At 38.3% G+C, this 22,910-nt stretch carries 16 protein-coding genes and 2 pseudogenes; 6 read left to right on the plus strand and 12 right to left on the minus strand.

The features are described from left to right. Nucleotides 1-472 precede the first annotated feature (472 nt). From AAA970_RS25850 to AAA970_RS25860, 3 genes and pseudogenes are all read left to right on the plus strand, one after another. Nucleotides 473-2,245 carry a sulfatase family protein gene (locus tag AAA970_RS25850; RefSeq protein ID WP_338239818.1) on the plus strand — a complete coding sequence of 591 codons (1,773 nt, stop codon included), beginning with the start codon at nt 473-475 and terminating at the stop codon, nt 2,243-2,245. 65 nt (nt 2,246-2,310) lie between these two features. Continuing rightward, nucleotides 2,311-4,200 carry an ulvan lysase-like protein gene (locus AAA970_RS25855; RefSeq protein ID WP_338239819.1) on the plus strand — a complete coding sequence of 630 codons (1,890 nt, stop codon included), beginning with the start codon at nt 2,311-2,313 and terminating at the stop codon, nt 4,198-4,200. Nucleotides 4,201-4,459: 259 nt separating this feature from the next. After that, a pseudogene (locus AAA970_RS25860) lies at nt 4,460-5,416 on the plus strand (glycoside hydrolase family 2 protein); the annotation flags it as partial. Nucleotides 5,417-5,760: 344 nt separating this feature from the next. On the opposite strand, the pseudogene AAA970_RS25865 reads toward AAA970_RS25860, so the two are convergent. From AAA970_RS25865 to AAA970_RS25880, 4 genes and pseudogenes are all read right to left on the minus strand, one after another. Continuing rightward, nucleotides 5,761-6,513 (minus strand): annotated as a pseudogene (locus AAA970_RS25865) (IS256 family transposase); the annotation flags it as partial. Nucleotides 6,514-6,699: 186 nt separating this feature from the next. Further along, nucleotides 6,700-9,045, minus strand: a complete 2,346-nt coding sequence (locus AAA970_RS25870; protein WP_338239820.1) for an nSTAND3 domain-containing NTPase — start codon at nt 9,043-9,045, stop codon at nt 6,700-6,702. Between the two features lie 180 nt (nt 9,046-9,225). Then, nucleotides 9,226-11,361, minus strand: coding sequence for an AAA family ATPase (locus AAA970_RS25875; protein WP_338239821.1), 2,136 nt, complete (start codon nt 11,359-11,361; stop codon nt 9,226-9,228). 203 nt (nt 11,362-11,564) lie between these two features. Then, the gene (locus AAA970_RS25880) at nt 11,565-11,687 is read right to left on the minus strand and encodes a hypothetical protein (protein WP_338239822.1); all 123 of its coding nucleotides are present in this window, start codon (nt 11,685-11,687) and stop codon (nt 11,565-11,567) included. A 40-nt stretch (nt 11,688-11,727) separates the two neighbouring features. Here AAA970_RS25880 and AAA970_RS25885 point away from each other — a divergent pair, with 40 nt between their 5' ends. Continuing rightward, entirely contained in the window at nt 11,728-12,162 is a 435-nt protein-coding gene (locus AAA970_RS25885; RefSeq protein ID WP_338239823.1) for a recombinase family protein, read from the plus strand. Between the two features lie 148 nt (nt 12,163-12,310). Then, nucleotides 12,311-12,571, plus strand: coding sequence for a hypothetical protein (locus AAA970_RS25890; protein ID WP_338239824.1), 261 nt, complete (start codon nt 12,311-12,313; stop codon nt 12,569-12,571). A 73-nt stretch (nt 12,572-12,644) separates the two neighbouring features. On the opposite strand, the gene AAA970_RS25895 is transcribed toward AAA970_RS25890, so the two are convergent. The 8 genes from AAA970_RS25895 to AAA970_RS25930 all read right to left on the minus strand — a co-directional run bounded on the left by AAA970_RS25895 (nt 12,645) and on the right by AAA970_RS25930 (nt 22,266). Beyond that, a complete protein-coding gene (locus AAA970_RS25895) occupies nt 12,645-13,886 on the minus strand; it encodes a type 2 periplasmic-binding domain-containing protein (RefSeq protein WP_338239825.1) in 1,242 nt (413 codons plus the stop codon). A 424-nt stretch (nt 13,887-14,310) separates the two neighbouring features. Then, entirely contained in the window at nt 14,311-15,558 is a 1,248-nt protein-coding gene (locus AAA970_RS25900) for a leucine-rich repeat domain-containing protein (protein WP_338239731.1), read from the minus strand. Next, nucleotides 15,521-17,446: a hypothetical protein gene (locus AAA970_RS25905; RefSeq protein WP_338239826.1), complete on the minus strand. Its 1,926-nt coding sequence runs from the start codon at nt 17,444-17,446 to the stop codon at nt 15,521-15,523. Before AAA970_RS25905 ends, AAA970_RS25900 begins: the two co-directional genes overlap by 38 nt. Continuing rightward, complete coding sequence (locus AAA970_RS25910; RefSeq protein WP_338239827.1) at nt 17,434-18,474, minus strand: LysM peptidoglycan-binding domain-containing protein; 1,041 nt, start codon at nt 18,472-18,474, stop codon at nt 17,434-17,436. Before AAA970_RS25910 ends, AAA970_RS25905 begins: the two co-directional genes overlap by 13 nt. Further along, a complete protein-coding gene (locus tag AAA970_RS25915; protein WP_338239600.1) occupies nt 18,462-19,187 on the minus strand; it encodes a hypothetical protein in 726 nt (241 codons plus the stop codon). Before AAA970_RS25915 ends, AAA970_RS25910 begins: the two co-directional genes overlap by 13 nt. A gap of 213 nt (nt 19,188-19,400) precedes the next feature. Then, nucleotides 19,401-19,700, minus strand: coding sequence for a hypothetical protein (locus AAA970_RS25920; protein ID WP_338239829.1), 300 nt, complete (start codon nt 19,698-19,700; stop codon nt 19,401-19,403). A gap of 717 nt (nt 19,701-20,417) precedes the next feature. After that, the gene (locus AAA970_RS25925) at nt 20,418-21,323 is read right to left on the minus strand and encodes a ParB N-terminal domain-containing protein (RefSeq protein WP_338239736.1); all 906 of its coding nucleotides are present in this window, start codon (nt 21,321-21,323) and stop codon (nt 20,418-20,420) included. Then, nucleotides 21,316-22,266 carry an AAA family ATPase gene (locus AAA970_RS25930; protein ID WP_060690540.1) on the minus strand — a complete coding sequence of 317 codons (951 nt, stop codon included), beginning with the start codon at nt 22,264-22,266 and terminating at the stop codon, nt 21,316-21,318. The genes AAA970_RS25925 and AAA970_RS25930 overlap by 8 nt, the downstream gene beginning before the upstream one ends. Before the next feature lie 547 nt (nt 22,267-22,813). Here AAA970_RS25930 and AAA970_RS27890 point away from each other — a divergent pair. Further along, a complete protein-coding gene (locus AAA970_RS27890; RefSeq protein WP_420916755.1) occupies nt 22,814-22,909 on the plus strand; it encodes an ATP-binding protein in 96 nt (31 codons plus the stop codon). Nucleotide 22,910: the final 1 nt, after the last annotated feature.

The raw sequence follows: 22,910 nt of genomic DNA on the forward strand, positions 1-22,910 counted from the left end.
ATCCCCGGATTTTTTGGAGCAAATCGATCCAATATCCTTTCCTTTTAATCTATAACGCTCATTACCTGTTGGTTTATGATTAGAAATTAAGCTTGTTTAGGGGAGCAAGAGGATGGTGGATGAAAAAGGACCGGTATTTGATTTTGGTTTTGAATGTGGGAATTAGCCGGACTGGTATTCTTTTGTCCGGATTATTCACGCTGTAAATGCTCGTTCAGCTGCAAGGCGGAAAAAATGAAGGAATAGTTCCCTTTTTCATTTTTTCCAAGAAAGTAGATGCATGGGGAGAAAGTAAGCTTGCCCAAATTTTGGCTACTAAAAAATTAGGGTGGCTAATCTTATGAGGTCGAAAATAATAACTGAAGTTGAGTTGTTTAAGCTGATGGTGAATCATTCGGCTTAGCGTTACCGCTGTATACATGGCGTCAAATGCTTTGATTTTTGAATAGGTACGGATTTAAATCCGATGGTAATGAAGAAGTTTTTATATAAATGTTTAGGGCTTGGCGCTAACAGGATTGGTCTTATTATCCTCATATTTATCATAATATTGACTGCTTTCCCGGCATGTCAAAGCCGAGTAGGGATGGAGTCTAATGGTGATGATTCAGCAGGGGAGTATAATATTCTATGGCTCGTCACCGAAGATATGGGGCATTATATTCCGCCTTTTGGAGATTCCACGATTCAGACCCCTAACCTGAGCAGACTGGCGCAGGAAGGCGTGATATTCAATAATTTCTATTCTACCTCCGGGGTATGTTCCCCGAGCAGAGCAGCCATCGCAACGGGAATGTATCCATCCGCTATTGGCGCTAATCATATGAGAACAAATTCTTATATGGAAGTGACCGGTCTTCCGGCATATGAGGCCGTGCCTCCGGCAGAGGTTAAAATGTTAAGCGAATTACTGAGGAGGCAGGGGTTCTATTGTTCGAACAATTTAAAGACCGACTACCAATTCCGCGCACCACTTACGGCTTGGGACGAATCGGGTCCCTATGCACACTGGCGTAACCGGTCAGCTGGGCAGCCTTTTTTTTCCGTATTTAATTTCACTGATACCCACGAGTCCGGACTTTTCGAGCCCTATGGTTTTCGAAATATAGAAACCCGCCATTATCACAGTGGTGATACGAGTTATCACTGGGCTGCGGGTCGAATGTCAGAACAGGAATCAAAGGTTCATCTTTCAAAAGACACGAAATTCGATATCCCTCCCTATCTGCCTGACACCGAGGTGGTGCGACGTGATATGTGGAAAATGTATAACAATATAGCCGAAATGGACCGGCAGCTGGGCGCCGTCCTGGCGCAGCTAGAGGAAGATGGTTTATTGGAAAAAACGATTATCTTCTTTTATGGTGACCATGGAGGTCCTCTTCCCAGAGAAAAAAGATTGGTCTATGATTCCGGATTGAAAACACCGCTGATTATCCGCTTTCCTGATCAATACCGAGCCTCACAAAAGGATAGTCAATTGATTAGTTTTATTGATTTGGCACCTACGCTATTGTCTCTGATCGGCATGGAGCCTTTGGACTATATGCAGGGGCAGGCTTTTCTGGGGCACTTTAAATCCGGACAAAAAAGAACTTATATCCATGCTGCTGCCGATCGATTCGATGGGTTTACAGATGCTATCCGGGCAGTAAGGGATAAACGCTTTAAATATATCCGGAACTTTCGCCCTGAGCAGGGCTATTATCTGCCAGTGACTTACCGGGAGCAAATTCCCACGATGAGAGAACTACTGGCCTTAAAAGCTTCCGGAGACTTGAGCGATATTCAGGCGCAGTGGTTTCGGGAGCGTAAGCCCCGGGAGGAACTTTTTGACTGCCTGCAGGATCCCTACGAAATTAATAATTTGGCAGAAGATCCTGCATATGAGGCTAAACTGAAGGAGTTGAGGGCTGAAATGGACCGTTGGTTGGAAGATATTGGAGATGATCCCGAATTACCGGAGGCAAGTCTGATCGACCAACTATGGAATGGTCAACATAGTCAGCCGTCTACCATGACGCCGGAGATTACCCAAAATCAGGGACTCATTAGTATTTCCTGTTCTAGTCCCGGCGCCTCTATTGCCTTTAAGATAAGCGGGCCAGATCATGAAAACACAGCACAATGGAAAATATATCAGACACCCCTGGCATTGAATAAAGGAGAGAAGCTTCAGGTTCAGGCTCATCGGTTGGGTTATCTGCCCTCCGAAATTGTGCAGTTTAAGGCTGATAATTTGTAATCAAAGGTATTATTTAGAATTTTATTATTTTGAAAAGGAGAGATTTTTTATATCGTTCAACATTAATGGGTTTAGGTCTTGGCATTCCCTTCCATTCTTTATTAAGCGGATGCTCTAAAGCTGATGGGAAAGATCAATTCAATGGTTTTAAAACGTTTTCCTTTGAATTATTGCAAAAATGGTGTGACGGAATGATCCGGATGCAGATTAATAATCCATCTGATTTAAGCGTTCATGGGCTAATCAAATGTCCGGCAGACGAGGTAATTCATGCTCGCTGTCAGGATGCAGTATACCCGATGTTTTATATGGCCAAAATGACAGGTGATAACAAATATCTGGAGGCGGGAATTAATGTCTTTGAATGGGCGGATCGGAATGTTAGTCTTCCGGATGGAAGCTGGACAAATGATCTTAACCCCAAATCCTGGAATGGGACCACTGTTTTTGGTGCAATTGCACTTGCGGAGACATTGAAACATCATGCAGATTTGCTGGATCAGGAACGTTATTTTTTGTGGCGCAACCGGCTTAAGGAGGCAGCGGATTTTATCTATCGGAAATTTCCGAAAATTGATGTGACCAATGTTAATTATGGTGGAACAAATATTTACGCATTGCACTTAGTGGGCGAGCTATTGGAGCAGCCCAGATATATTCAAAGGAGTAAGGAACTGGCGGTAGAAATTAAATCCTATTTTACCCAACCCAATGGATTATTGTTTGGAGAAATAAAACCATCGGCGAATAAAACAAGTGCAAAAGGCCTCCCGGGAGTAGACTTGGGCTACAATGTGGAAGAAACCTTGAATGCATTGGTGCTTTATGCCTATGAGGTTCAGGATGAGGAGCTCTTATCCCTTTTAGAAAAATCATTAAACAGCCACCTGCAGTTTATGATGCCCGATGGTGGTTGGGACAATAGTTGGGGCACCCGGATGTTCAAATGGACTTATTGGGGCAGTCGCACCTGTGATGGTATCCATCCGGCATTCAGTATGATGGCAGGCCGAAATCCTGCCTTTGGAACGGCAGTGATCAGAAATACGGAATTACTGGATCGTTGTACTTCCGACGGCTTACTCCATGGTGGGATGCATTACACCTCACACGGAATTAAGCCTTGTCTGCATCATACTTTCACCCATGCCAAATCTCTGGCCTTTATGCTGGATAACTGGTCTGACTTACCGGAATTGAGTACCAATACGCCCTTACCGAGGGAAATTGCATCGGGAGTGAATTATTTCGAAGAATTGGATGTGGCATTAATTTCCAGAGGAAAGTGGCGTGCCACCGTAAGTGCTTACGATGCCGAATATTATCACAAAAAGGATTTCAGACAGGCCACTGGTTCCTCGCTTTCCGCTTTATACCATAGTAAAATTGGTTTAATTTGTGCAGCGAGTCTGGCGGTTTACAAAAGGATGGAACCACTGAATCAACAGGAGGCTCCCGGAGCGGACATTGCCCTGACCCCCCGGATTGAAACGAATGCCGACGGGGATTGGTACACTAATTTATTTGATTTGGAATCTTCCTTTGCCACCGAGGATAATGATCAGCATGTCGCGGTAACAGCCACCGTACAACTTAAAAATGAGCAACGAAAAAGGGTGGCGGTTACGGCTGCTGACTTTAATATTGATTATCAATTTACAGCTGACCATTTAAAAATTACAGCAGCCACCGAACAAAAAATTAATCAACAGACCGCCCTGGTTTTGCCTATTATTTCGCCTAATGATGAAATCGTGGAGCAACCATCGCCAGGGGTGCTGATCATAAAAAAACCGGAAGGACAGTTGAGAATTTCGGCCAATGTGCCGGTCAATATTAGAGAAACCGAAAAAAACAGAACATTTAATATGGTACCCGGAGTGGAAGCAGTTCCCCTGGATCTGTTTTTTGATGCAGAAAAAGGGCAAATAGAGGTCAAAATGGAGGTGATATAAATCTTTAAAAAACGCCAATTTCTGCTTTAATGAAGCCCCTGGGAAGGATTTTTTTGCTTTGCCAGGGGCTTTTTTTAGGTGTGGGAAATCGGCTTTTGCTCTTTATTATCCAGTTTATATAGAAGACCTCGTTTTTCAAAAGACTGTTGTTGAGGGTGTTGGACTATTTTTCCTTTATTACAGATTTTTTTAAGCGGAATTTTTGACAGATTTATTCTGATTAATATTAGTCAGAGGTTGTGTAACCCATTTTTTTATGATGCTTTTTTGGTTAAAAAATACCGTTTGCTTTTTGATTATTTTCCTGCTGATTGGTGCTTGTACAAACAAGGTGAACCTAGTGGATATTAACGCAAGCCCTCGTGATAAATATAACTTCAATCCTGAATGGAAATTCCTAAAAGCTAATCCTGAGGGCGCTGAAAAAGTTGCCTTTGATGATGGAAATTGGGGTACGATTAGCTGTCCGCATACCTTTAACGATACCGATACCTTCGATGATTTTAGCAAAGGAAAGCACGACGGCGAGTCCAATCAATGGCGCGGAACGGTGTGGTACCGAAAACATTTTAAAATATCTGATACTGACAAAGGGAAAAAAATTTATATCGAATTTGAAGGGGTTCGTCAGATTGCCCAGGTTTACCTCAATGGTCAATTGTTGGGGATGAACCAGACAGGTTTCATCCCTTTTGGCTACGACCTGACCCCATACCTTGTGGAAGGTGACAATGTGTTGGCGGTGAAAGTGAACAATGATCGTGGGGATCATTTCAGAGACAATTTTCCTCTGGTTTGGAATCATGAACACTGGCACCCGATGCATGGAGGTATTTATAGAAATGTTTATCTTCATGTGATGAGTCCTTTGCATGTAACGCTCCCGATATATGATAATTTGGGGACAACCGGAACCTATGTATATGCAGAGAATATCAGCGAACAGTCTGCAGATGTGTATGTAAAAGCAGAGATAGAGAATGAGCGTGGTGATGATCAGCAATTTTTGTTAGAAAATCATATCATAGACAATGACGGGAATTGGGTGACTTCGGTCAGCTCAAAGGAGACGATAGCCGCTGGGGAGAAGCGCGTGATTAGCGCTCAAGTGACCGTCAAAAATCCTAAATTATGGTACACTAGATATCCATATTTGTATAAAGTATTGACGGTAGTGCGACAAGGAGAGACGATCGTGGATAGCAACGAATCACCACTGGGCATTCGCTCTTTTGAATTTAATCCCGATACTGGTTTCCATAACAATGGGGAGTATGTGAAGCTTCACGGCTGGGGACAAAAACCGACCAATGCATGGGCCGGTCTTGGCGCTGCTTTACCAGATTGGTTGAGAGATTTTACCTATCAATTGATGGATGAAGCGGGTGGTAATTTTATCCGTTGGGGACACTGTGCGGGCTCGCCTGCAGAGATTGCGATGGGCGACAAATACGGCTTTGTGACCATGATGCCGGGAGTGGCGGGCGAGTCCGAAGACGAAGGGGAGACTTGGAGAATCAGAATGGAGGCTTTCAGAGACATGATCGTCTATTACCGAAGGAATTCTTCTTCCAGTGCTGCCCAAAAGCCCAGAGCCCCGTCACCAACCGCAAGTTTAGGCGCATTCATACCGCGGTGTTTCAGTTCGAGTAATACCTCTTTCCAGCTTTGTTTTGACTCTCTGACCCCATCTTCAATCGCTAAAAAATGCTTCCTGCCTTGACCGTCAACTCCAATAACGACCAGTGCACAAAGTTTATCATCTTCCTTCCTCAGACCACTGTAGATGCCATCAACCCAAATATAAGCCCACTCTCTATCTTCTAAAGAGGCTTTTCGCCAGACATCGTATTCCTTTCCCCATTCTGTTTTTAAACGGGAAATAGTGCTAGAAGACAAACCGCTGGCTCCGGGGCCTAAGAGCGCCTCTAAGGCATCATTCATTTCTCCTGTTGAAATCCCCTTGAGGTAAAGCCAGGGTATCGCAGCCTCCAGGGATTTCGATTTTCGAACATATGGCGGAACCAGAACCGATTGGAATGAAACCGGGGCTCCTGTTTTGGAACGAATCTTTGGAACTCTGACCGTTACGGGGCCAATACCTGTCTGAACTTCTCGTTCCGGCAAATGACCGTTTCGGACTACTGCGGCTTTTCCATCATCAGTTTTAAGGTCGCGGAATTGCTTTAAATATTCCTCTAACTCCGCCTCAACCGCAAGGCGTATGATTTCTTTAGCTCCCGCCCGAATCGTCTCTGTTAATAGATCGTGAGTTGTTTCCGTAATCGGTGGGATTTGATTAATTTCGCTCATGGTGGCAAATTTTTGGTTAGTTTTTTATTCGCATTTAAATCAACCAATTTTGCCGCTATTTTTCAACCCCCAAACACCACTTTCGGGCATATCTCATAGCAGGATGAGATACCTAATAGTAAATTATTAAAGCAACCATTATTCAATAAGAGTATTAATTAATTGTACAAATATATAAGTAAAATATTATTCACCTATCTTGTATTCCAATTCACAAAATAAGTCATCAATTTCTTCCACTTCGTTTACTTTTTCAGAAGCAATTTTATTATATGATTCTTGATATTCCTCACTTTCAATTTCAGCTAGATGAGTTTGCTCTATATTTTCTTTTATTTTATTTAACCAGTATGATCTCTCTATCTTGCATTCATATTCAAAATCAATTTCGGATGAACAAAATAATACTGATTTTAAATCATCTTCGACAGAATAAATTTTTTCATAAATTAAATCTATTTCTTCTTCAAGCTCAATTTCATTAGATTTTTCATCTATAAGGTATTCTTCTTCATGTTCCAGCACTTGACCCATAACCTCAATAAGTTTTTTATAACCTTTATTTGACTCTGAATAGGATAAGTAGGCATGATCATACATTTCAAATATATCAGGGATTTTCATAGCGTCATAAGCCTCTGTAGTTGCACACATAAGTGCCTCTATAATTGAAATGAAATTTTCTTTTATATATTTAATAGATTGTGAATTATCCCCAATATTCATTAGCAGATATTCCATTTTATATTGAACAACATCGATACTTAAGTTCAAATCAAGTGACTGAAGGTATTTTAAGACCAAGTTGTCAATGTTAATATCTGGGCAATAAAGTATTAATAAGTATATTATTTCTACTATCTCTCTATTCTTATTTTCTCCTTTCGTATTCTTAATAAAAAACAACCTGTTTGACTCAATTTTCTTCCTTATAATTATTTGTAGTTCTTTCTCAAGAGGTATCAATTTTCTCTCTGGTGAAAAGTGATAAAGCTGTTCAATGTATATGACACTAGATATAATACTCTTTCTTTCTTGATATGAATCAGATACTAATCCTATCAAAAAATCACCTAAAGATGGGTTTATAAATGAATATTTTCTTTCGTTTTTACTATTCATAATTATTAATGAACTTATAAATCCATTGAGTAATATTTTAATAGAATTAATAAATTGATCGGAGGTGATAATTTGATTGTGTTCAGTTTTTTCGTAATTCAATCTATGCTCAAAGGCTTTTATTAGGCACTTTTCAGAAACGCCTCTTTGAAAAGTGAAAAGGGTTAATAATAAACATCTGTCCAGATATGATATTTGATTATTGAAAGAGTGCCTCCAAATTTCTTTAGGATTATTAAGATTACTAAGAATATATTCTCTATATTGACTGGTTGAAAAACAATCAATTTTAGATTTATCAGTTATAAATTCAATAATTCGAGGTGTATAGTTTGTATGTTGTATTATTTTCCAGTAGAATCGTTTTTCAATGAGGTTATTAAAAAGCGTATGATTTACGTTATTAAAAAACAAATGATTATATAATATTAAAGCCTTCTCGTATTGAGTATAATCAGTTAGTTTAATTTCAAATTGCCTATTCCCTATTTTTGAATGACTGATCTTTTCATACTTTTCTATTGCATGATTTAAAATAACAGTACGAGTTGTAAGTATAAGATATTTGTTTGAGGTACTTTTTATTCGTTCAACAAAGGATGTTAGTTGTGTTTCTGTTTTTTGGGCGCTGATGATTTCATAATAATTTGCACCTAGGAAATCATCAAAGTAGAAAAGTTGCTTATCTTCAGATTCAATGTTAATTACATCCTCAGCTTCTTTAATATTTTCCACTTTATAAATTTTAAACCCATTTTTCGCTCTATCAAATAATATCATGTCAGCTAGCGTCGTTTTACCAATACCTGGTTGACCTGTGATTAGTAGTAATTTTTGTTTACTTAATATCAGATTTGCCTCCTTGATTTGTTTGGTTGCAACATAAAATTTAATTTTTTTTTGAATTGATTCTAAATGATATTTTGTTCTTCCTTCAATAGCATTATTGAATATACTTTCTAAAATTGAAATGCTTGAAAACCATAACTTAAAATGGCTTTTTTCAACTTCTGGAAATCTTCTGAGTAAGTCATTCAAATCATCTTTACCATAAATATCATTTGCTGTTTTTATGTATGGTTGAATCAATAACTTGATTTCATCTTTCTCCTGCGCTGATAAAGGTAAAGAAGTCACAACAATGTATCTTAAGGGCTGTAACTTCTTTACTTTTTCAAATTCTTTATTTTTTAAAGTGTGTTTTAGTTGAGCAAATGAGGAGCCCACATAATGTTTAGCTTGAACAATAATTTTATTATTATTTGTATTTGAAGAATAACGAAGATCTATTCCTTTGTCTTTCCCTTTCTTGAAACTTTGGAATGTTAAACCTAATTTTTTATTAAGTAAGTCAAGAGTGATTTTTTCAAACTCCTTATCATTAAGTGTGGAAAAGTCATATTCGTTCATGAAGTCATTCTAGTGAAGTCGGTTAAAAAATGAGGGCCTGGTGATAACAAGCAGAATTAGAATAGTCAGTACCCATGTTTATTACTTGTGCCATCATGGGCATCATCTCTTCTATGCGAAGATAAAATATTATTCTAGGTCGCTCAAGCGCATAGTTTCTCGAAGTATTAGGGTTGTGGTTTACTTAAATATTTGTTCAAAAATTTGACTTAATTCACAAACTTCTTTGCCTTCAATTCTGGTCTTTGGAAGAAATGAACTCAAATCCTTTATTTCTTTAATTTTTTTAATGGCATTTAATGCTTTGGAGGGCTTATCTTCTCCTGTCACTCTTTCTGGGTAATAGTCCTCGATCACTCCCTTACTAAGGATAAAAATGTTTATGTCTCTGAGGTCTTTCAACAACTCATGCTTAAGATCTAAATCCCCTTCAGGATACCCAAGGATTTGTCTTCTCAAATTATTGGACTCCTCTGCAAACAAAAAGTCAATATCAGAAATATCATCGTCAGATATGGGACCTCCTTCCTTAACTAAAGTTGCTAGCTCTTTCAGACGTGAATACTTTTGCTTCCAATTATACCTTCTCGTTAATTCTTTAATTTTTGACTTTTTCAGATCAGAATCAAAATCACCAGATTCAGATATGTCATCTAATTTTTTGAGCAAATCTTCTCTTTTTGAAAGAATTTCTGCGCCGATCTCGTATTTATCGAATCCGTCAATTAACATATCTAAATCAACCAAGGAAAATACTTGGACTTCAAAATGTCGATAGAAATCCGCGTATTTTTTAATGTTTGATTTACCACTCATTCTAATAATTGGAATATTTTGGTTGTCAAAATCCCAATTAGGGTTCATGGTTTTGGATAACTCTTTGAGATAAATAAAATCAGAATCACCTTCAACCAGTAATACTTTATTTGCGAAAAATGCTGGAGTGCTATTTTCATAGCATAATATTTGGAAAGCATCTTTGTAAGATATATCACGTTCTAAATTCACCGCAATAAGTTTTCCAAATGGCTTTTCTTGATCAGGATATACTTTTTTGACTTTTATAAATGTTCCAGTAGAATTAGCTGAGAAAAACAAAGGAGAATGAGTGGTAACGAACACTTGATTTAGTTCATTGGACAAACTCTCCAAGGCTTCAAAAAGAATTTTTTGTGCATTTGGGTGAAGGTAGAGTTCAGGCTCTTCAAAAAGGAATATATATGGCTGAGAATTTATGTCGAACGTTTCTCCTTCGTTATTCTTTTCAAACTTTTGTTTTTTATGTTCCTTGAGCTGATCTACGTAAGTTCTTAAAAGAGAAAATGTAAGAGCCCTTTTAATTCCATCTCCTTTAGTTTCAATTGTGTCTTTGACTCCATCGTTGATAAATATTTTGGAGTTGCTAAAAACTTGCTTAAGCTCTGGCTTAGGGACACTGATTTCAACTTCTACCTTTGGAAAATTCTCCTTAAGGTATTTTTCCATTTGATTCTCAATGTTGATTATTTGTTGAATCCTATCATCTGAAACGCCTTCTTCGGTTTCAACAACATTGAGTAATCCATGCAATCTTTCAAAGGAGTTTGAGATCTCTTCAAATTCTTCCGTGTTTTCAAGAAACCTTAGAAGGATGCCTAAAAGCTTACCGAAAGTTGTAGATTCTTTGGTTTTAATATCATCTTTTAAATCTTTGACAGCTGCGATATAAATTGGTTCTGGTAAAAAGTTTGCGATACTGTTATCAATTCCTGTTGGGAGGTTAGATATCTGCATTTCAAGACAGTTACTATTAAGATTATTAACTATTAATTCTATTTTCTCTTTCGCGGCCTTTTGAGTTTTTAGATTGGATAATTCTGACTCATATTCAGGTAAGAAACCTATTAAGCTACTCGAAATATCGGCCCCCTTTTTTCCTTTTAGAAGGTTGTTAATACTGTCTTCAGATAATCTTGTATCTTTAGGGCTGAGTTTCTTACAATAGAGCTTCGATTTTCCATCAGTTTCATAAAGTCTCACCAAGCTTAGCTTACCATCTATGATTAAATCTTCAATTTTTGATTTGTGCTCTGGCGAAAGACGGAGTAGATCTTCATCCGAAATATTAGAAAATTCGAGCTCTATTAATATCTGATCTTCTGAATTGTAAAAATCTGATGGTGTAATTGCGCTACCTGAAAAGAATAGACTTATAGCGATTAAAACCGTTGATTTACCAGCGTTATTTTCTCCTATTACGCACGTCAAAGCTGAAGGGAAAAAGTCTGCATCCTTTATTCCTCTGTAATTGTCTATTGTAACTCTTGTAATATCCATTTTGGTCGGTTATAGCTAACGTTTAATGTAAAAACATTTTACATTGTGTTTGTGCCCAATATGGCATCATTATTCTATTCGAATATAGAATATTATTTTAGAGGGAGCAAGTCCCTTAAGTGCGAGAGTAGCATCTCGAAGCATTAGCAAGTCGCAAGGTGGTTTACCGTGAGGTATGCACTGAAATTGCCATAAGCCGGAGCTTATAAGGCACCGTAAAAGCAAGCCAGACTAATCCCTTCCGCCTTGCAGAAATCGGCCGTTTTCAGATTACTCGATTCTTTCTTATCTACCAACGTAAACATTTTTCGTTCCTGAGTGCTCATTTTCAAAATATTGATGATTTAACGAAAGGTCATCATTGAAATGCAAAAAGGAAAGATGGAGATGGCGGGATGTTTACGATCACTCCAACACTTAGTAGAAATCGTAAAAGACCTTTCCGATCGAGATGTTGGTCTAAAAGTACTTACCGGAAAAGGCGCCAGCATGGATACCACCACTGCAAGCGGAAAGTTTGTATTCAATATTTTCGCTGCCCTTGCAGAATTTGAAAGAGAACTGATTCGAGAGCGCGCCATCGCAGGTCTTCAAGCCGCCAGAGCAAGAGATCGAAACGGAGGCAGGAAGTACGCCCTGACAAAGCATCAAGTTCAAATCGCCAGTGCCGCCATGAAAAGTCCCGATACCAAAGTCAGTGATTTATGTAAAGAATTAAATATTTGCCGACAGACACTTTACCGCTACGTCGCCCCTGATGGTACCCTAAGAGCATCCGGTAAGAGCGTCTTAAATTCTTGATATATTTATATTTTTAGCTAAAACTAACCGTAATAACCACAAAAACCGCCTTGAGGAGCGATCAGGGCGGTTTTGGCGGGATATGCAGTTATTTAGAACATAGGCCAACGACAGCCTCCAAAGCAAAGTACTGGCAATGGTCCTTGCGATGGCAGCAGAAATAGAAAGAGACCTAATCTCAAAACGTACCACAGAAGCATTGGCCGCTAAAAGAAAAATGGGTATCAAACTCGGCAGGCCCAAAGGCCCAGGTAAAAGCAAACTCGATCCGTTCACGGAAGAAATTCAGGCCCTGCTCAATAATGGCTCCACACAAAAGTTCATCGCCAAAAAGTACAATACCACTCCGGCGAACCTACACAACTGGATGAAAAAAAATAAGATCAAAAGGCTGGATTTGGGCGGTTGAAGGAAGTGTTACATTTCACCCCGTTCTGTAGGGAAGGCTTTTGTAGACACATTTTAGCTTATTTCACCTTTCGCTATCTCTTATTCTCAATTAGTAGTTCCTTATCTAATTTTCTTCCTATTTCCCTGAGTTTAGGACTTAATTGGTCGTCTGTGGTCGAAACTGCTTTTTGAATTATTTTGTAAAAGTTTGGATACAATGGTGCTTCTTTGAGTATATCTTCATTTTTGAATAAGCTCTTCTTTGTCGGCAGTAAATAACGAGGCGCTTCACCCCATTTTGGTATTAAAGCTTCTTTATATATTTCATCACTTATCATAAAATGGATAAAATCAGATGCATCCTTGAGCTTTTGACCAGTTAATTTAGAATCTATGGATAGTACATCTACCCAGCTGATAGGATTTGAACCTTTATCAGAAAAGTACCATTCTTTAATAGTTAAATTACCTTGGTTAATACAAGAATCTTCTTTTGAACATGATTTAATATTCTCGTCAATCAAATAATACAAAAGCTCTGAGTATCCAACCATTATTCTTCCCTTATTTCTGGCAAATTGACGCCCGTAAAACCCTGTGTTATCATGGTAATTATCATTCCTACCAAAATCTTTGTAGGATACATCAATTACTCGGTTTAAATTGTTCAAAACAGATTTATTAATATTGTCTACAGATACATACTTTCTAGCTTGGTTATAGTCACCTAATTCATCCATCAGAGCATCAAAATAGTGCTCGCCAATTGTTGATGTACCTTTTAAGTCTATAAAAATGCTATTCTGGATATCATCATTCTTGGAAAGAATTCTTTCAATATCAGATAAATTTGAAGTTTTAATTGCTTCTGAGTCATTGTTCTTTAAGTATAAGAAATTACCACAAGCCCAATGTGGATATCCAAACCAATCATCATTGTTGAGTTTAGCAATTGAAGAAACTGACAATAAACTTTGTTCATTGGGAATTAGCTCGGCTGGCAGTTTTTGTAATTTACCTCTTTTAATAAAATCCAGTAGCAGGATTGCATCAATCTCGTAAACATCTGCTTCGCTTTCAATAATACCTTTCCCCTCATGGTCATAATAATTTAAGGAATTTAGTTCAACTTTAAGATCAATTTCAGGAAATTTTTCTTCATACAACTTTTCTATCCGACAATAGAAACTTTCTGCATTTGGAATATAAGGATATAGAGAAACCTTAAGTTCTCTTTTATCCAATGAAAGCTCAGGGGTTTGATTAATATTCTTACCTGTGCCACATCCTAACAAAATAAATAGGCTTATTAGTATTGTTGTAATTTTATTCATTGTTTTGGTTTTTAATGAAGGATAACATCTATATATTGTATAGATCACTTAGTGATCGATAGCCAAACAATACGATCATATGACTGATAGCCACCAAGCAAAACATACCTTACCATTACGTATAGACGTCCAATACTGTGGCTAAATACAATTTATAAAATACTAAAAATCCAACCAATAATACTAATGTAGGAGCTCTAAAAATTGTACCTTAAGTAGTGGGTGATTTACCTTTCAGAAAACCTCCTTTAAAATCGGAATCAATTGCACTTTCACCCTCTATTTAACATAAAGGTAACTATATCCTCGCTAAGAATTGTATTATTTCGATAATTTTTGACCCAAAAAAAGAAAAGCCCTCTCCAAAAATGGTTGAGGGCTTTTGCTATCAAAATGGAATTATTTGAATAATCTTTTCCGTGATTTAATCATCAATCGGATTACCACCCAAATTCACCCCTTTTAAATTGGGATTCTCTCGAATAAATTTGGACATAAATGCCGGGAACGCTTTGATTTTGTTGCCCCGAAGATTGAGGTGCTTCAACTTTTTACAATTGACAATATCTCTTGGGATTTCCTCAATGAGGCCATCAGACAAGACGCAAAATTCAAGGTTTTCCATATTACCAATTCCTTTAATGGATTTGATTCGGTGATTTGTAATCCATAAATCATCACAAGTACTATAGAAGATACCTTCTGGGGCTATTTCCCAATGGACGTTTTTTGCGGAGATCGTTCCTACGTTCATTCCTTTTGGAAAATGCTTAAAATTAAGACAGCTGTCCAAATAGATAGTAGCAAATGAACGATGCTTGGCAAATTCGTCCGGAAGGCCTTTTAACTTTACGCAGTTAATGGCATCTATATCAGCACCATGATCCTTATATTTTACATATAGGTTAGCAGGTAGCTCTTCTAAATTTTTGCAGTTATTGATTCTTAAAAAATTTAGTTCTGGCAATCCTTTGAAATCTTTAGGAAAGTGCGATGCTGTACTATTTTTTAAATACAGACGCGTGAGCGATTGTAGCTTGTCAAGGTTTTCAAAACTTTCTAAAGTAGTATTTAAAAATTCAAGATTTTTGAACCGACCAATATCATCAGGAAGGCGCTTCAGAGGTGGTAGTGCTAAGTTCTCTAACTGAAGACATTGATACAATACCGATGGAAACTCTTTCATTGGAGGGCAACCTCCTAGGTATAATGTTACTAGATGAGGAAGGTCAACGATATTCTTTGGAATCGAAGTAACTTCTGATCGATCTATTGCCAATACACGTAACTCCTTGAACGTAGAGATATAATGAGGAATCTCTTTGATAGGATTATCTCGTAAGATGAGGTACTTTAAACTGTCTATCTCTGATACCCACTCAGGAATTTCTTCAATCGCATTACCACTTAAATCAAGATCTACGAGCTGCTTGAATGCTAATATTTCTTTTGGAAATCTCTTTAAACGTTTATCATCTCTAATTCGCAAATCATAGACATAACCCTCTTCATTCTTTTTACAAATGAAGTATAAATCATGCCTTTCTTTTAGAATAGAGATCGCTTCTTTCTCTGATAAATCGTCAATACCTTTATTTGTATTGCAGGAAAACGATAGCATTATCAGTAGTGCACTAATTAGACTCCTTCTCGACATATACTTGATTCTCATATACTTTATTTTCAAAAAATAACGGTGTTAAGATATCCTGCTCAAAGTTTGATGTCATCTCTTTCGGTTTTTCAGCCATCACTCCATACATAAATTTGGAAATACTGCCCTCGACATCTTCCCATTCTAATTTTTTATTAGGAATCTTCTTCGCATGCAATACTTCCACAATTCTTCTGATATCCCCCAAATAAAGGCGTGCCTGTTCCTCATTCAACTCCCTTAACTTACACTCACTCCATTTAGCTTTGGTATAGTCCCCTACTTTCTCCGCATAAGCCACCACCGCATCTCTGATTTCCTTACCAAAATTCAGGATCATCTCCTGATAATGGGTTTGGTAGAGTTCTTTTTCCAAAGGACCTAAAGCGGTTTGGGGAGAAGGATTAAAGGCTACTTGCAGGAAGTTCAGGTCTGTATTTCCTTTGATTTTAAAGTTTTCCCATTGACTGGCGGCTCTTTCTCTTAATAGACCGGAATATTTAATCACTGCCGGATCATTGCCATGATTTCTCAGAATATCACTGGTGGTTGGTCGTTTGGTTGGCGTGGTCTTCTCTTCGGGATTATTAATTTGAGCATTTCTTTGTCGGTCTTTTTCGTCCTCCAAAGCTGCTTTTTCAGCATCTGAGATATAACCTTTAATGATGTCCTGTTCTTCCTTAGTCATTTCCGCCATTACTTCTTTATGGATACCATTGTAGACGGTGGAAATATAAGAGATCGTATTCGTTCCTAATACTTCAAAAACTTCCTCTTCTTTCATGAGAGAGGCATTTCCATAATCATTCCCGATTTTGATTTCTTGCCCTTTGGAAACTCTGAAGTACTGCAGGAACCATTCTTTAATATCATTGACGGGCTGTACAATATGCTGCCACTCCAGCCTTACATAAACGGAGGCTGACATATTCACCGCGGTTTTTGCTGGGACTTTATCTTTAAAGGCATCCCTGATTTTATCGGGGATACTGTTGAGTTTATCCTCTATTGTTCCGGTACCGGAAAAAATCCAGTCAATTTTTTGCCCTCTTTCCGCCAGGCTTCGGACAAAGTCATTGTTGGAAGGAATCGCCATGGTCATGGAAATATTAATATATTCCCCTTCATTATCCCGGTTACCATTGAAAATGATTTCCTGAGCGGTTAAATCCAGCGTAACGAGTCCATCAAACAAATCTACCGTCACGAAATATTCTCTTTCCCGTTCCGTTTCGTTGGCCTCTGTAGCTTCTTGTTCGTTGGCCAAAAGGTTTTTCCATCCCTTACGTTTGTCGGCCTGAGACTCCGGTGTTTCTATGCCCTGGTATTTTGTTTTCTGAACAGCTCCTCCGGCCATTCCGGCTTCAATGGAGGCTACATTATTCACCCCCGCCTCCCCGGAAAGGGAATAGTCGGTTAATTGTTTATGGGTATACCCTTTTTGTAATTCCTTCCAAAATTCATCACTCTGTTTCCCTGCCCAAAAGTTTTCTCCCAATTTTAGCACATCTAGGAATTCAGCGGAATTAGCATCCACTAACAGGTGAACGATGGATTTTGCGAAATAAGCCAGAAAGTGATTGGGTGAATGATATCCTCCATTCAAACTATTAAAATGTTTGGGATTCATACTTTTCCCACCAGCCACATTTACCCCTGCGCTGGCCACGCTTTGATTTCCCACACCGGCATGGAAGCCTAGCTGTGTCTTCATGGTTACCCCAAAGGCCCGGTCGTCTCCGGACTGCATACTTAATACTCCGCCCATGGATATGCCGATATAAAACATGGCGTAAACATTACCGGTAAGCTTCATGGAAACGGCCAATTTCATTTGATAAGTTCTGGTATTATCATCACGAATTTGGTCCATGGTCACCTCCCGGATATAGCCTACAATATCCAAAAAAGTTTCTGCCTGGAAAGGGCTACCTGATAAGTTCCCTTTTCTGCCTTTACTAATTCATAAGCGTCCTCTCGTGGATTATACAATTGGTACAATTCCCCAATTAAAGGAACATAACTTTCCGGAAGGTGAATGTGATCTCCCGGTTGCAATTGCATTTGTCTGCCAAAGGAATCTTCAAAGGTGCCGTTGGCAGGGTTCACCATGGTCCACAAATTGGCTTTGAGTAGCATATCCGTAGTGGTACGGCAGCGATTGGCGATTCCGGAAAGCGTGTCTCCCCGGGTGGCGACGTAACTGAATTGTACCTGATCCGCCTCATTGGCTCTAAAACCCAATATTTCCCCTAAAGCATGAGGATTTGGAGCGTTAGTACCGGCCAGTAATGGAGGGCGTTTCTGCTTCTCATAGATTTGATCCAGACGCTGAGAAGGTGTTCCGATATATTCATGAGCGACCCATTTTTGAAGAAAATGACTGGGCAGCAATGGGGCGATATCCTGATAATCGAATAGTTTTTCAATATCCGTTTCAAAGAAGGAATTATTGATGGTATGATACAGGTTCAGAAAGTGCTCCGCAGCTAATGGGTTACGCTCCAGTTTTTCCAGCTGGCTGGTAATATTTTTCTTTAAACTTTTTATTCTAATCAATCCGCTAAAGGCATTACCACCTCCTCCCAATCCGGCAGTCATAGGGTTGTAGGAATAATCCCTAAATTGATAGTAACTATTAATCTCTGCGTTGATGGTTCTAACAATGCCTTCATAATCAAAGTCCGGAAGGTCGGATTGATTATTAGAAGTTTTATAACCCAATAAGTCTCTTTCTCCGGGCATATGCTTGATCAGGAAAGCGGATAACTCTTGTTGATATTGCTCAAAAAACACCCTTTTAAGCTTTTCCATGCTTGGAGGATGATCAAACACCTGGTTCAGCTGATCATTTACCCGATCACTGTCATTACCTTTAAAGAAGTAAACGATAGTGTCCAGGTGTTGAAGCGGCTGCACTTTTAGTACTTCCACAAAAGTTCTAAAATCCCCCAGCCTTCTTGCTCTTTTTCTTCTGCTAACTGTTGAATTCTTTTTTGGAAAGCATAGCTTTTCGGATTTTCTATATTGGCAGATTCAAACAAAACCTTAGCCATTTCACTATAATCCAAATCCCTCGGCACATCTCGCATGTAGGCATTGAGCACCAGTTCAGCTTCTTTTTGCTTTTTATAAACTTCCTCAGCTCCTCTTTCCTGCTGCGCCAATTTCACTACATCCTCAATAGCCACATAATCATCTGGTATAAAAACACCATCAAAAAGCGCTACTTCCCCGGTAAATAGGTTGGGCTTTTGAAAATACAAATTTCCATAGATACCAATCATTGGCTGGGCATCCAATAACTGGTTTTGGAGTACAGTTAAAAGCAGATCGGCATATCCTGAACTATCACGACTTCCAAAACCACGTTTTTGGATATTAACCTTGGTCTCTTCTCCAGCCATCGCAGTCGTTAAAAAGACAAAGCCTTTTTTTACATTGTCATCTGCAATTTCAGAAACAAGTTGAATTTGAGCAGGCTGGGGAGCCAGGTATACGCGTTGAATATCCGGCAAATATTGCTCTTGCGCTACAGCGATTTTATCCGGAACTGCTTCTAGTTGCGGAACAGCTGTGGCGAATGAAAAATCATTGGATTGTTCCTCGTAACTGGTCTCCTTTTTTTCTTCAAGTGAATAACTCATACATGTTATATTGTAGCTGAAAAAGTATTGAGGTCATATAAAAAATGCTGCACCCATTGCTCCGGCATATGCATAGGGGCTAATAACCAGTGCATTCCCTGGCGGAAGCCCCTATTTTGATTATTCCTTTTGAGACAAGAAAGCTCCTTTGAATGATTTGTATAATTTCCACCTCCGGTAGAAGACTATAAGCTTTCATTAATTCTACAAAACTTAAAGCCGTAGGCAATTTATAATGTTGGAAGGAGGAAGACCAGGGAGGAAGTAAAGATCAGTGCTTATTTCACTATAAAATCCGGCATGAAGATGAGGCGCCAGGCCTAATAGTAACAAAAATCTTTCCTCTAAGGAAGGTTTGTTCTCTTTTAGCCAAAGTACATATGCACTATCTTCTTCTAAAAATGGTCGCTCCAGCTTTTTAAAAGCGTTTGGATCAATCAGGTCGTGATTTTTCGAATAAAGGATCAGGTTTCTTAATTCATTTATATCTCTATTGATGTCTTTTATTTTCATGCCTTTATTTCGTGAAACTATATCATTTTTGAGGCTTCAAATATAATGTTTTCGAGTTGACCTACTATGGTTTGGACGTGATATATCGAAAATTATTGCATGTTACTGTTGTCAATTAAATGGTTTGGTACAAAATCTCAGATAAAAAGAAATGTCTTAATACCCCAATTTTAGTAAAGTGCCAATTTCCGAGATTGCTAGCATATGATAATAAATGAAATTTAAGATGTTATTTCATTAAGCGATGATAAAAAATTACCATCAAGACTGTCATGCAGATGAGTGAGTTTGATGGTATTTTTCATAGGTTGAATTTTTAATCTAGCTTTTTTGTTGTCTCTTTGGTGGTTTTAAAGAAGGTGTATTCCCTGGTGTTTCTTTATTGTCCCTTTGTCTTTTGTCCGGTTTTCCCGTAGACTTAGCTATCCGTTTTGGCCCTGGTTTAAGTCCCATAAATTTATCGTTTTGTTATTTTATAAAATCGGAATTAATAATAAAAACAACAACTCGAAAAACGCAACATTGAGTAATTAATAAAATCCTTCTGTAAAACCTGAAGATGTTTTTGATATTTTAGTAATTCTCGTTATAAAAACACAGTCTAATGGTGGGTTTATTACTAAATTTTGGAATGTCAATCCGAAAAAGTGTAACCACCATGCATGGCGAACAAAAAAAAGCAAAGTGACATAAATGTCACTTTGCTCTGTCGATATTTTAAAGATGTTGATTGATCTTTTCGATTTGCTCAAGATAAAACTCCCGCAAAGATCTCATCGTATTCTGATCAGCCTTTTTGATCAGCTGATCTACCTCTTTGGTGGATTTCTGCATGTATTTCTTCCAATGATCAATAGGAGAGGAATTTACTTTTTTCGGTCTTGGCTGAGTACTTAGCCTCATTTTTATATCTGCTACCGTTTGTCCCCCTATTGCCCATTGGATTATTTTATCAAGTTGAGCTCCATCATACTGGCCAATGAATTCAATTTCCGGGGTTTTTATTGGTGCTTCACCAAACAAAATCAAGTCTTTCAGTTCAGCATTCAATTTTTCGATCCCCTCAGCAAAATTTCCATTCCGCTTGATGGTCCTGGCATTAACATTGAATTTTTCAGCCAAATATTCTGCCGTATTTTTTTGCTGAGAAGCATCACCACCACGGCCACTCTTCAAGCGATTGTATTTCCGTCCACGGATGAAATAAACTTCCTGCTTGCTCAGGTTACGACGCCCCATCTGAAGTTCATCCATCCAGTCTTTGACCTCCTCAATATTATCGAAATGCATTTCCTGCACATCAAAATAAAGGTAATCTTTAGGATCTCGTCCCTCGGTACAAATCTGAAAACGGTGATGTCCGTCAATCAAAACGTACTCTTGATGTTCATTCACCCAAACGGTTAATCGGTCCCGACACCCCTGATTTTTTTCAATATCCTGCTTCAGGATTTGATATTCTTCAGGACGCAGTGGTCGAATATATTTTTTCAATTCATCTAGGATAGTGATCTTCTCCACCAGCTGAATCACTGATTGATTGATCAAATCATTTCCTAGATTGAATTCTACTTTTTCAGCTTTGGAGGTCTGTCTTTTGGCGGTAAAACTTTTCTTAGCCATTGATCAATTCATTCGTAAGTGCAACATAATCCTGGGCTCCATTGGAATTTTTGTCATAAGTAATCACATCCATTCCTTCATAACAAGCTTCGGCAACAGCCACATTCTGTCTGATTTTTTGTTCGAAGATCTTGATCATAGGATACTCTTCCTCCAATGTACTCATAAGTCCTTCATGCAGTTTGGTGTTTTTAACCAAGGTGAAGAAAAATCCTTCCACCTTCAGGTGTGGGTTTACCGAAGATACTTTCTTTATCAATCTAACGATATTGGAAAGCCCGTCGATAGAATGAGGTTCAGGTTGTACTGGAATCAAAACAGAATGACTCGCCATCAGACAATTCACCGTCAGAATATTCAATGACGGAGGACAGTCGATCAAAATAAAATCAAAATGAGGCCTCAAGTGGTTAAAAACTTTAGAAAGGCGCTGATTCCCTTCAACATCATCACTTTGAAGTTCTGGCAAAATACTTTCCAAATTTAAGTTTGACGGTGCCAAATACAGTAAGTCATCTATCTTGTAAAGCAGTTCACCGATTTTATAGTCATGCCCATCGCGCATTGCATCAGCGATTTGTCCCTCAAGTTCATACAGTCCAAAATGTCGACTCGCTGATCCCTGGGGATCCATATCTACCAAAAGCACTTTATAACCTAAGTTCCGCAGTGCACTGCTGATATTTACTGTTGAAGCTGTTTTAGCGACCCCTCCTTTGTTATTCGCAATGGCCATAATTTTTGCTCCTCCCTCGTCTTGATAACCGTAACGCTTCAAAACGGTGATTAATTTTTGCAAATTTCCATCACTGAGTTTTTGATAACCACCAATTGCTTTTTGTAGGGACCCTTTTGGGATACCGGCTTGCAGTTCAATTCCGGAAATCGAAAGGGCTTCGTTGTTTTTTAAAAACTTAAAAATAGATCCTGATAGTTCATTCATATCGCTGATGCTTTGTGCTTAAAGCAAATGTAGAATATTTTTATTCTAAATTGAAAATATTACCTTTTTTTTATTCTAAAAAGGTGTGCTTGTAATAGAATTAAACTTTGTTGTTGTTATATTCTACAAATAATGATTTATGCAAATCATGCTGTCCGATTATTGGGGGGATTCATGGCCCAGTTTTTTTTCGAAATCAGACCGACTTCTTAGTTATTATTGACGAAAAGTGAACAGGAATAACCAAAGAGCAACAACAGATGGACAAAATCAAAATGAGTTCAAAACTCCAAGTGAAAGAACCCTCAATACTCTCCCCAAGAAAGAAATTGAATTATTGGATGACTATTGAATAAACTCATGGTATTTGAAAAAATTTGATCACCCTTAATAGAACTAACGCTTAAAAATGAAATTCAATAAAGCGAACAGTAATAATCACAAAAACCAACTTGAACATCGCTCAGGATAGTTTTGGTGAGATATGCGGTAATGCGGAACATAGGACACAGTGAGAAATATTCCCTGATACCTCTTAATAGCAGCCCTGATTGACCGGTTGACTCACAAAACTCATTTGGTCAATATGGATGGGGAGTCTTATCGATTAAGAGAGACAATGAATCTTACACAACAGGCATAAT

Source organism: Persicobacter diffluens, assembly GCF_036244895.1.
In the GTDB taxonomy this organism is placed as follows: Bacteria; Bacteroidota; Bacteroidia; order Cytophagales; family Cyclobacteriaceae; genus Persicobacter; species Persicobacter diffluens.